Source organism: Pseudomonas sp. NUPR-002 (assembly GCF_056322725.1).
On sequence record NZ_CM150476.1, the window covers coordinates 2,180,199 to 2,192,274 of the forward strand.

Genomic DNA, 12,076 nt, shown 5'->3' on the forward strand with positions numbered 1-12,076 from the left:
TGGGTCAGTGGCGATGCTGGCGGGTGACGCCGGCGTCATAGTGGGCGGCGATCTGCTGCCAACCGGCGCCGATCAGGGCGGTAGGGGAGAGGTCGGTGGGTACGCTGGCGTCAGCTTTGCGCTGCAGCCAGACGTCGGCAGCGCCGTCATGGGCGGCAGGCACCAGCAGCAGGAAGCTACCCGCCACCGTGGCTGACTGGCTCAGGCCCAGGTAGGCCTGTTCGCCCAGGCGCTGCCACTGGTGTTCACCTCGGCTGGCGCTGCTGGCGTCCACAACGAACGGCGGGAAGCCTTCTTCGGCCAGCACAGCAACGTCGAGCAGGCCTGGCTGTTCTTCGCGGCGCAGCTGGATTTCTTCGAACGCCACCCGCAGGTCGGCGTACACACCTTGTTCGGCCGCGTTGAGGTCACGGCGGGCATCGAGCTGGTGGGCTTCGATGCTGACTTCGTCGTGACGCTCGCCGCGCAGGGCGACAATGCCGGCAGCCACAGCCAGAATCAGCAGGCTGACCAGCAGCACATACAGGGTTTCATGCCCGGCACCGGCCGGGCGTACCACTTGCACCCGGCTCATTGCTCGATATCTGCGTAGTCGATTTCCACCACGTGGCCGGGGCCGGCGTCGAACAGCACGTAGAACTCGCCTTCAGGGCGCTTGAAGGTCAGTTTGGAGTTCTCGCCAAGCTTGCCCGGCACAAGGATTTCTTCGTTGTAGCCGATCACGTCGAGGGTCACGCCCGGTGCGCCGCTGCCATCGGAAAAACCGCCGGTGCATTCGATCTGCCCGCCGTCGATCGGCTTGCATTCGCACATCGGGTTGTGCGCCAGCGCCGGGCTTGCCGCACCCAGCAACAACGGCAGCAGGAGCAGCCTGCGGGCCTTGGACATCATGATTTGCCTCCTTGTTGTTTCAGCCAGGCGACGGTGGCCGGCGATGCCTTGCTCAGGGGGATCGACACTTGTTGCATGCTGCCGTCCCAGCCTTCGAAGGTCAGCCACAGATCGGCGTCGGGGGATGTCTTGACCGGGATGTTGACCACGCCGGTCATGCGATACGGGGTGCCGGAGAACAATGCACCGGCGGCGCGTAGGCTGCGCGGCTTGCCCACCCGCAGGTACACCGCCTTGACGTCGGTGCAAGTGCTGCACAGGGCAATCTTGAACTGTTTGAAGTAGCCGGCCGGGCCGTCGGAGCGCGGTGCTTCGTCGAAGCGCTCGGCAATCTGCACGCTCCACTTGCCGGCCGTCAGCTCACCCAGCTCGCGCTCGCCCAGGCCGATTTCGCCGCGGTTCATCGAGGCTTCATGCAGGTACTTGGGCATCAGCCCGAGCGGTATCAGCAACAGCAGAATGTTCAGGTGAAAGCGCCATTTGAGCCACCACCGCCGCAGCGGGCTTTGCTCGATCACTGCTGCCTTGCTCATAGGCTGGCCTCCGAAGGCGATGGGCTGGTCGCGGTGTCCTTGCGTGGGGTACGCGCTTCACGCTTGAGCGCGGCAGCGGTGGCCTGGGCGGTGCGTTTGGTCCAGATCAACAGGCCGCTGAACACCATCATGCACAGCAAAATGCCGAAGAACGCCCAGATCAGCTTGACCCACAAGCCACCGAAGTCGCCGGTGTGCAGGGGGCGCATGGACTCGGTGACAAACTCCAGGGTCGAGCGGTCGCCGACCATGAACGAAGCCTCGACCTTGTTGTTGAACGGGTTGACGTTGACGGTCTCGAACATCAATGGATACCAGCCGCGCCCGCCCATGTAGTAGTGCGAATAGGCATTGCCCGGCAGGCTGATGAACGACACCTCAAGGCCCGGGAACTGCTGCATGGCGGCGCGCTCGGCGTCATCCAGGCTCAGGCGCGGCGGTACTTCGCCGTTGGCGGTGCGCGGCACGTCTTCGCGGGAAATCGCCGGTACGATCGGTTCGCTGGAAATGGTCACGTGGTTATCGGCCAGAATCGCCTGGATCAGAAACCAGATGCCGGTGACGGAAATGGTGGCGATAAACCAGATCGACCAGATGCCGCTCAGGCGATGGAAGTCGCCCCAGAAGATTCGCGCGCCTTGGCCCAGGCGCAGGGTCGGCTTGAGAAAGCCCTTCCAGAAACGCTTGTACACCACCAGCCCGGTGACCAGCGAAGCCAGCATCGGCAGGCCGAGCAGCGACACCAAATACCAGCCCCAGCTGTAGCCGTTGGTGAACGGCACCAGCCACCAGCCGTGCAGGGCACGGGTGAAGGCCTCGAAATCGAAGGTCGGGCTCTTGCCCTGGATCACTCCGGTGTAGGGGTTCACATACAGGATGGGCGAGGTGCCATCCGGGTAGGTGACGCTGGCGGTGAGGGCGAAATGGTCTTCGCCGGGGCGGCTGATGTAGTTCACCGCCAGGTCTGGCTCGGCCTTGAGCATGGCGTCGTAGGCTTGCTGGTAGCTCAGCAGGGGGCTGTCATCGCTGGGCTTGTTGGCACGCACATCCGGGTTGGCCAGCCACACGATCTCCTGGCTCAGTACCGCCAGGGTGCCGGTGACGCAAACGATCAGGACGAAGAACCAGATGGGCAGCGCTAGCCAGCTGTGCACCAGGAACCAGAGTTTTGAGCGGGACTTTTTCGACATGAGTACAGGTCTTGTTTCGAAAAAAATGGGGGCGATGCAAAGCATCACCCAGGCGTCGAGCACGGTAGGTGGTCGGTGTTGTTCTCTATATAGGACGAATGAGAATCGAAAACCTGCTAGTCAAAATGCAAAAAAATATTTCAAAGCGTCTGGCCCGGGGGTTTGCACAAGGGCTAAATCCATCGAATTGAGTTTCGTTCCTATCTGCATACGAGTGCTCCAGGCACTACGCGTGAACAAGAAGGAAGAAACCCAGCATGAAACCCGAAGACGCCGACAAGCTAGCCCGTCGCTTTATTGCCTTGCCGCTGGAAAAGCGCCGAGTGTTCCTGCAGGCCTTGGGCCGGGAAGGGGTGGACTTCGCCATGCTGCCGATTCCGGCCGGTGTCGACAGCCCGCAACGCGCGTTGCCGTCGTACGCCCAGCAGCGCATGGGCCTGCTGTGGTTGCTCGACCCGCAGGGCGCCGCCTACAACCTGCCCGGTGCGGTGCGTTTGCAGGGCGAGCTTAACGTCGAAGCGCTGAAGGCGGCCTTCGAAGCGCTGGTGGCACGGCATGAACCGCTGCGCACCTTGTTCAGCCTCGATGATGGCGTTTGGGCTCAGTGCCTGCAGCCTGCCGGGCCACTGGCGCTGGTTCGTCATGATTTCGCCGATTTGGCCGAGCGCGACACTCTCCTCGCCGAGTGCATGGGCGAGCAGGCGCGCCTGCCGTTCGACCTGCACAAGGGGCCGCTGCTGCGCGTGTGCCTGGTGCGCATGGCCGCGCAGGAGCATGTGCTGCTGGTGACCTTGCACCATATCGTCGCCGATGGCTGGTCGATGAATGTGCTGATCGACGAGTTCAGCCGCCTCTACGCCCAGTGTGTGGCCGGTGCTGCGCCGCAGTTGCCGGCACTGCCGATCCAGTACGCCGACTATGCCCTGTGGCAGCGCAGTTGGCTGGAATCGGGCGAGTTGCAGCGCCAGCTGGAATACTGGACGGCGCAGTTGGGTGACGAACAGCCGGTATTGGAGCTGCCCACCGATTTTCCGCGCCCGGCCAGCCCCAGCTATTGCGGAGTTCGCCTGGAGTTCGCCATTGCGCCTGCGTTGACCCAGCGCCTGCGCAGCCTGGCTCAGCAGCAGGGCGTGACCCTGTTCATGCTGTTGCTGGCGTCCTTCCACACCTTGCTGCACCGCTACACCGGTCAGTGCGACATCCGCGTCGGCGTGCCGGTGGCCGGGCGCAACAAGGCCGAGACCGAGGGGCTGATCGGCCTGTTCGTCAATACCCAGGTGTTGCGTGCGCAGCCCGCCAGTGACTTGCCGTTTACCGCGCTGCTGGCCCAGGTCAAGGCCGCCGTGCTTGGCGCCCAGGCGCACCAGGAGCTGCCTTTCGAACGCTTGGTCAACGCCCTGCAGCAGGAACGTGACACCAGCCATTCGCCGCTGTTTCAGGTGCTGTATAACCACCAGCCCGTTGTGGCCGATGTCGAGCAGTTGCACATCGTTGACGGCCTCAAGGCCTCACGGCTGGAGCTGGGTGGGCGCACCACGCAGTTCGACCTGGCCCTGGATACCCTGGAAAAATCCGGCGCCCTGCATGCGGCACTGACTTACGCCTGCGACCTGTTCGAGCATGCCAGTATCGAGCAACTGCGCGGCCATTGGCTGAACCTGCTGCACGGCATCGTCGATCAGCCGCAGGCGCGTCTTGGTGACCTGCCGCTGCTCAGCGGCGAAGAGCGTCAGCGCCAGCTGCTGGACTGGAACAACACGGCCCACACCTATGCCGACGGCCCCTGCGTGCATTGGCTGATCGAAGCCCAGGCCGTACGCACTCCGGATGCTCCGGCGCTGGTGTTTGCCGCAGAGCAGTTGAGCTATGCCCAGCTCAACGCCCGTGCCAACCGCCTGGCACATCGGTTGATCGAGGCGGGTGTCGGGCCGGAAGTGCTGGTCGGCATTGCCCTGGAGCGCTCATTGGAAATGGTCGTAGGGCTGTTGGCCATCCTCAAGGCTGGCGGTGGCTATGTTCCTTTCGACCCAGACTACCCGGCCGAGCGGCTGGCCTATATGGTCGAAGACAGTGGCGTACAGCTGCTGCTGACTCACTCGGCGTTGCGCGAGCGTCTGCCGCAGCAGGCCGATCTGCAGGCATTGTGCCTGGACACGCTCGACACCGCAGGTTACCGCGACAGCAACCCGGCGCATGGCAACAGCGCACACAACCTCGCTTACGTGATCTACACCTCTGGCTCCACGGGTCGCCCGAAAGGTGCGGGCAACAGTCATGGGGCGTTGTTCAACCGCCTGGCCTGGATGCAGCAGGCTTATGCCTTGAGCGCAACTGACAGCGTGCTGCAGAAAACCCCGTTCAGCTTCGACGTTTCGGTGTGGGAGTTCTTCTGGCCGCTGATGGTCGGCGCGCGCCTGGTGGTGGCGCAGCCGGGCGCCCACCGCGACCCGCAGCAACTGATCCGGACCATTGTCGAGCAGCGCATCAGTACCTTGCACTTTGTGCCATCGATGCTGCAGGCATTCATTCATGAACCGGGTGTCGAAGCTTGTAGCAGCCTGCAACGCATCGTCTGCAGTGGCGAGGCGTTGCCTGCCGATGCCCAGGCTCAGGTGTTTGCCCGTTTGCCGCAGGCCGGGCTGTTCAACCTCTATGGCCCCACCGAAGCGGCGATCGACGTCACCCACTGGACCTGTGTGGACGATGGCCGCCACAGCGTGCCGATTGGCCGTCCGATTGCCAACCTGCGTACCCATATTCTCGACGCCGAACTCAACCCGGTGCCGACGGGCGCGGCGGGGGAGTTGTACCTGGGCGGTGTCGGCCTGGCGCGTGGTTACCACCGCCGCCCGGCGTTGACCGCCGAGCGTTTCGTGGTCGATCCCTTTGGCTCGGGTGAGCGCCTGTACCGCACTGGCGATCTGGCCCGCTACCGTCAGGATGGCGTGATCGACTACCTCGGGCGCCTGGACCATCAGGTGAAAATCCGTGGCCTGCGTATTGAGCTGGGTGAAATCGAGGCTGGCTTGCTGGCCCACCCGGCGGTCAAGGAAGCGGTGGTGCTGGCTCAGGACAACAAACAGTTGGTCGCCTATCTGGTGCTCAGCCAGGCCAGCGCGGATGCCCAGGCGATTAACAGCGAACTGCAGGCGCAACTGCTCACGCACCTTCCGGCGTTCATGGTGCCGGGGTTTTTCTTGCACCTGGAGCGCCTGCCGGTTACCGCCAACGGCAAGCTCGATCGCAAGGCATTGCCCCGCGCGGGTGCTGTACGTCAGCAGCGCTTCGAGGCACCGTGCAACGAGCGCCAGAAACTGCTCGCGCAGATCTGGCAACAGCTGCTGAACGTTGAAACAGTGGGGCTGGACGACAATTTCTTTGCCCTGGGCGGCGATTCGATCATCGCCATTCAGCTGGTCAGCCGCGCCCGCCAGGCCGGGCTGCGCCTGACCCCGGCCGATGTCTTCAAGTATCAAACCCTGCGCAGCCTGGCAGCCGCGGTCGAGCTTGCGCCGCAGGTGCTGATCGAGCAGGGGCCGCTGCACGGTGAGGTGGCCCTGACCCCGATCCAGCATTGGTTTTTCGAGCAGGCCATACCGCAACGCCAGCACTGGAACCAAGGGGTGCTGCTGACCCCGCGCCAACCCCTCGACGCGGCCGTGCTGGAAGCGGCCTTGCAGGCACTGGTGGTGCAGCATGACGCTTTGCGTCTGCGTTATCGTCAAGTCGATGGTCAGTGGCAGCAGGCGCATGCCGAGGCGGTGCCGTTGACGCTGTGGCGGCGTCAGGCCAGCTCGGTGCAAGCATTGCGCGAGCACTGCGATGCCGCCCAAACCAGCCTCGACCTCGAACATGGCCCGCTGGCCTGTGCGCTGTTGGTCGACATGGCCGACGGCAGTCAGCGCCTGCTGCTGGCCGTGCATCACCTGGTGGTGGACGGCGTGTCCTGGCGGGTGCTGCTCGAAGACCTGCAACAGGCTTACCGCCAACAGGCCTTGCCGCCGAAAACCAGCGCTTACCAGCATTGGGCCGCACGCCTGCGTGATTACCTGCCACGCGCCGAAGCGCAACTGCCGTTCTGGCATGCCCAGCAAGCGGCTGCCCTGCCACACGATCACGCGCACGGCCGCTGCGTGAATGCCAGCGCCTGCTCACGCACCTGGCGCCTTGATGCGGCGCGCACCCGGCAACTGCTGCAAGGCGCGCCGCAAGCCTATCGCACTCAGGTCAACGATCTGCTGCTGACCGCCCTCGGGCGCGCGGTGTGTGGCTGGAGCGCTCAGGCCGATTGCCTGGTGCTGCTCGAAGGCCATGGCCGTGAAGCCTTGTTCGACGACGTCGATCTGAGCCGCACGGTCGGTTGGTTCACCAGCCTGTTCCCGCTGCGCCTGAGCCCGCTGGGCGAGGTGGGCGCAGCGTTGAAAGCGGTGAAAGAGCAACTGCGTGCGGTGCCAGACAAAGGTATCGGCTACGGCGTGCTGCGCTACCTGGGGGCTGCGCCGCTACCGGCCCAGACCGGCATTCTGTTCAATTACCTCGGTCAGCTCGACCAGCAGTTCAGTGACGACGCGCTGTTTGTCCCGGCCAGCGAAGGCAGTGGCCGCGCCCAGGACCCGCTGGCACCGTTGGCCAGCGCGTTGAGCCTGGAAGGGCAGGTGTTCGACGGCGAGCTGCTACTGGAATGGCGTTACTGTGGCGAAACCTTCGAGGCCTCGACCATCGAGCGTCTGGTTGAGGCCTACGCGCTGGAACTGACGGCTTTGCTCGATCATTGCCTGACCCCGGGTCTGGCCGGTGTGACGCCGTCGGACTTCCCCCTGGCAGGCCTCGATCAACAGCAGCTCGACGCCCTGAATCTCGAGTGGGCGACGGTCGAAGACCTCTATCCGTTGTCGCCGTTGCAGCAGGGCATGCTCTTTCACAGCCTGTACGAAACGCAGGCCGGCGCCTACATCAACCAGTTGCAGGTGCGCATCGACGGGCTCGATGTCGAGCGTTTCCGCGCCAGCTGGCAGGCTGCCCTGGCGCGCCATGAAGTGCTGCGCAGCCGCTACTACTGGGAAGGCCTGGAGCAACCGCTGCAGGCCATTGCCCGGCGAGTTGAGGTGCCGCTGCGGGTGCTGCCGGGCAGCGGGCAGTCGCTTGCGGCCATGGCTGAACAACAGCGCAGCGAAGCGTTTGAGCTGAGCAGCGCGCCGTTGCTGCGCCTGCTGCTGGTTCAACTCGGCCCGGACAGCTACCAGTTGATCTACACCAGCCACCACATCCTCATGGACGGCTGGAGCAACGCCCAGTTGCTGGGCGAAGTGCTGCAGCACTATGCCGGGCAGGTGCCTGCCGGCCATGCCGGACGCTACGCCGACTACTTGGGCTGGCTGCAACAGCGCGACGCAGCGCAGGATCAGGCGTTCTGGCAGGCCCAGGTCGAGGGGCTGGAGTCGCCAACCCTGCTGGCCGAAACCCTGCCGCGGGAGGCAACTGCGGTGGGCTATGGCGAGCTGAAGCAGGTACTGGATAGTGCCTTCAGCCAGCGTCTGAATGACTTCGCCCGTGAGCAACAGGTAACCGTCAACACCCTGTTCCAGGCGGCCTGGGCGTTGCTTCTGCAGCGCTACAGCAACCAGGCGCATGTCGCGTTCGGCGCGACTGTGGCCGGGCGGCCAGCGCAGTTGCCGGGCATCGAGCAGCAGGTCGGCCTGTTCATCAATACTTTGCCGGTGGTTTGCGCACCACGGCCAACCCTGAGCGTTGCCGCCTGGTTGCAGGAAGTCCAGGCATTGAACCAGCGTCTGCGCGACTACGAGCACACTCCGCTGCTCGACATTCAGCGCTGGGCCGGGCAGCAGGGCGCGTTGTTCGACACCTTGCTGGTGTTCGAGAATTTCCCGGTGGCCGAAGCACTCAAGCAGGGTGCGCCCGCAGGCCTGCGATTCTCCTCGGTGAGCAATCACGAACAGACCAGTTACCCGCTGACGTTGGGTATCGAGCAGCACGCCAGCCTCGACCTGACCTTCAGCCACGACCACCAGCACTTCAGCGCGGCGCAGGTTGCTCAGCTGTGCGATGGCCTGATCGGTCTGCTGCAGCAGTTCGTCGCTAACCCACAGCAGCCGTTGGCGAGCCTTGGCCTGCTCACCGCGCAGGCACAGCGCGAGCGTCTGGCGCTGTGCGGTTCGGCTGATGACCAGGCGGACAGTGCGCTGCTGGTACACCAGCGCTTCGAGCGTCAGGCCGCTGCCACACCAGAGGCACTGGCGCTGATCAGCGCTGACCAGCAGTACACCTACGGCCAACTCAACGCCCGCGCCAACCGCCTGGCGCACCGCTTGCGTGAATGCGGTGTCGGCCCCGGCCAGCGCGTGGGGCTGGCGGTGCGCCGTGGCCCGCTGATGATTACCAGCCTGCTGGCGGTGCTCAAGGCCGGTGCCGCCTATGTGCCGCTTGACCCGGATTACCCGGCCGAGCGCCTCGCCTACATGATCGAAGACAGCGCCCTGAGCCTGCTGCTGATGCAGCCTGGCCTGGTGCAGGTGTCAGCGGGTGTTGCCTGCTTGCTGCTGGATGCGGGTGACGACTGGCTGGCCGAGTATCCGCAACACAACCCGAAGAACCTGGCCGCAGCCGGTGATCTGGCCTACCTGATCTACACCTCTGGCTCCACCGGCCTGCCCAAGGGCGTGTCGATCGAGCACGCGGCGTTGCGTGAGTTCTGCGTGATCGCCGCCGACTACTCGCAACTCAGCGCTGAGGATCGGGTGTTGCAGTTCGCCACGTTCAGCTTCGACGGTTTCGTCGAACAGTGCTACCCGCCGCTGTGCGTGGGGGCCTGCCTGGTGCTGCGCGGCGACGAACTGTGGGACACCGCCACCCTGTACCAGCAGATCATTGCCCATGGCGTCACGCTTGCCGACTTGCCCGCTGCCTATTGGTTCCTGTTGGCCCAGGATTGGGCGACCAGCGCGCCGCGCAGCGCTGGGCGACTGCGTCAGGTACACGTGGGCGGCGAGGCGATGTCGGCCGAAGGCCTCAAGCTCTGGCACGCTGCCGGGCTCGGGCATGTGCGTCTGCTCAACACCTACGGGCCGACCGAGGCGACGGTGGTGTCCAGCACCCACCTCTGTACCCTGGCGGACAGTCAGGGCGCGATCCCCATCGGCCGTGCGCTGCCGGGCCGTGCGCTGTACATTCTTGACGGGCATGGCCAGCTGGCGCCAACCGGGCTGGCTGGCGAGTTGTGCATCGCCGCAGAGGCGGGGCTGGCGCGCAACTACCACGGGCGGGCAGCGCTGACGGCTGAACGCTTTGTGCCTGATCCTTTCGCCAGCCGCCCAGGCGCGCGCCTGTACCGCAGTGGCGACCTGGCGCGAGCGCGGGCTGACGGGGTGGTGGAGTACATTGGCCGCGCCGACCACCAGGTGAAAATCCGTGGCTTCCGCGTCGAGCTCGGTGAGCTGGAAGCGCACCTGCAAGCCTTGCCGATGATTCGCGAAGCCGCAGTGCTGGTGCATGACAGCGCCACCGGCAAGCAATTGATCGGCTATGCCGTGCCGGTCGTGGCAACGCAAACCAGTGCTGAACTGACTGCCGAAGTGCGCCAGGCCCTGCGTGCGCAACTGCCCGATTACATGCTGCCGAGTCAGGTACTGGCGTTGCCAGCGCTACCGCTCAACCGCAACGGCAAGCTCGACCGCAAGGCCCTGCCAGCACCGGAGCCGATGGTGGCGGGCAACAGCGAGCCGCTGCGTGGCGAGCTGGAGCAGCGCATCGGGCAGATCTGGCAGCAGGTGCTGCGGGTCGAGGGCCTGGGGCGCGAGGACAACTTCTTTGAGCTGGGCGGACACTCTTTGCTGGCCACCCAGATCGTTTCCCAACTGCGTCAACAGCTGGGGCTGAGCGTGCCGCTGCGCAGCCTGTTCGAACACCCGCGGCTGTGCGACTTCGCCGCGCAGGTGCAGGCACTGGCCGGGCAGGGCGCTGCGCTGGCGCGACCGCCCATGCAACGTGTCGAGAGCGCAGGGCGCAAGCCGCTGTCTTTTGCTCAGCAGCGCCTGTGGTTCCTCTGGAGCCTGGAACCGCTCAGCTCGATGTACAACATGCCCGGCGCCTTGCGCTTGCGCGGCGCCCTCGACCACGCTGCCTTGCAGCGTGCTTTCGAGGTGCTGGTAGAGCGTCACGAAGTGCTGCGCAGCACCTACCACGAAGCCGACGGCAGTACCTGGCAGCAGGTGCGCGATGACCTGCCGCTGACCCTGCGCCATACCGACCTGCGTGGCCTCGGCGATGCCGAAGCGGCTGCCCGTGCACTGGCCCGTGAAGAAGTGGCGCAGCCGTTCGACCTGGCCAATGGCCCGCTGCTGCGCGTGCACCTGCTGCAGCTGGCGGATGACGATCATGTGTTGCTGCTGACCCTGCACCACATCGTCGCCGACGATGGCTCGTTCCGGGTGCTGATCGACGAGTTCGTCAGCCTCTATCCGGCGCTGAGCCAAGGGGCCGAGCCGACATTGCCGGGCCTGACCTTGCACTATGCCGACTTCGCAAGCTGGCAGCGTCAGTGGCTGGAGCAGGGCGGCGAGCTGCAGCGTCAACTGCAGTACTGGCAGGCGCGCCTGGGTGAACAGCCAAGCGTGCTGGAACTGCCGCAGGACCCGAACGCCGCGCCATCCGCCGACGGCCAGGGCGGCAATAGCCACTTCACCTTCAGCGCCGAGCAGAGCGCGCAGTTGCGCCAGTTCGCCCGCCAGCGCAACCAGTCGCTGTTCAGTGTGCTGCTGGCGGCGTTCAACGTGGTGCTGCAGCAGCGCACCGGCGAGCATCGCCTGCGCATCGGCACCGACATCGCCAACCGCAACCATGCCGAGCTTGAGCGCATGGTCGGCTTCTTCGTCAACCAGCTGGTGTTGCAGGTGGATGTGGACGCCGGGCTCTCGGTGCCGCAGTTGCTTCAGCGCTGCCGTGAAGCGGTGGTTGAAGCCTCCGATCACCAGGACCTGCCGTTCGAACGCCTGGTCGAGGCCTTGCGCCTGACACGGCGCAGCGGGCGTTCGCCGCTGTTCTCGATCAAGTTGATCCACCAGGAGGGCGTCGGCCGTCTGCCGTCGATGGGGGGCCTGCAGGTCGAGGATTTTCCTTCCGGGCGTCAGGCCGCCGAGCTGGATCTGGTGGTGGCGTTCTACAACGACGAACAGCACCTGCACCTGAGCTTCGAATACCCACCGGAGCGCTTTGCTGCCGCCACCTTGGAGGCGATGTTCGAACAGCTACGTGCGGTGCTGCAGGCGCTGCTCGACGGTGCCGGCGCGTTGCACGAACTGAGCAGCGCCGCCGAACGGGTCTGGCGCGAGCATCAGGCGCAGCAGAGCAGCCAGCGTGCCGAGCGCCTCAAGGGCCTGCATCCGATCAAGCGGCGGCGCTCCGGCGCTGCCCTGTAATCCGTCTATTCACCGTTTTTGCTGGCGGCTC

Annotated in this window: 5 protein-coding genes; 1 reads left to right on the forward strand and 4 read right to left on the reverse strand. The window is 65.1% G+C overall.

Going from position 1 to position 12,076, the window contains the following annotated elements; genetic code table 11:
- Positions 1 to 4 precede the first annotated feature (4 nt).
- From ACVWSC_RS10055 to ACVWSC_RS10070, 4 genes are read right to left on the reverse strand one after another with little or no spacing between them, the layout of a single operon-like run.
- A complete protein-coding gene (locus ACVWSC_RS10055) occupies positions 5 to 574 on the reverse strand; it encodes a DUF6162 family protein (protein ID WP_442113490.1) in 570 nt (189 codons plus the stop codon).
- The gene (locus tag ACVWSC_RS10060) at positions 571 to 891 is read right to left on the reverse strand and encodes a hypothetical protein (protein WP_442113491.1); all 321 of its coding nucleotides are present in this window, start codon (positions 889 to 891) and stop codon (positions 571 to 573) included. The genes ACVWSC_RS10055 and ACVWSC_RS10060 overlap by 4 nt, the downstream gene beginning before the upstream one ends.
- Positions 888 to 1,424, reverse strand: coding sequence for a thiamine pyrophosphate-binding protein (locus ACVWSC_RS10065; RefSeq protein ID WP_442113492.1), 537 nt, complete (start codon positions 1,422 to 1,424; stop codon positions 888 to 890). Before ACVWSC_RS10065 ends, ACVWSC_RS10060 begins: the two co-directional genes overlap by 4 nt.
- The gene (locus ACVWSC_RS10070) at positions 1,421 to 2,614 is read right to left on the reverse strand and encodes a PepSY-associated TM helix domain-containing protein (RefSeq protein ID WP_442113493.1); all 1,194 of its coding nucleotides are present in this window, start codon (positions 2,612 to 2,614) and stop codon (positions 1,421 to 1,423) included. The genes ACVWSC_RS10065 and ACVWSC_RS10070 overlap by 4 nt, the downstream gene beginning before the upstream one ends.
- A 257-nt stretch (positions 2,615 to 2,871) precedes the next feature.
- Between ACVWSC_RS10070 and ACVWSC_RS10075 the strand changes: the two genes are divergently transcribed.
- Positions 2,872 to 12,045, forward strand: a complete 9,174-nt coding sequence (locus tag ACVWSC_RS10075) for an amino acid adenylation domain-containing protein (RefSeq protein WP_442113494.1) — start codon at positions 2,872 to 2,874, stop codon at positions 12,043 to 12,045.
- Positions 12,046 to 12,076 lie beyond the last annotated feature (31 nt).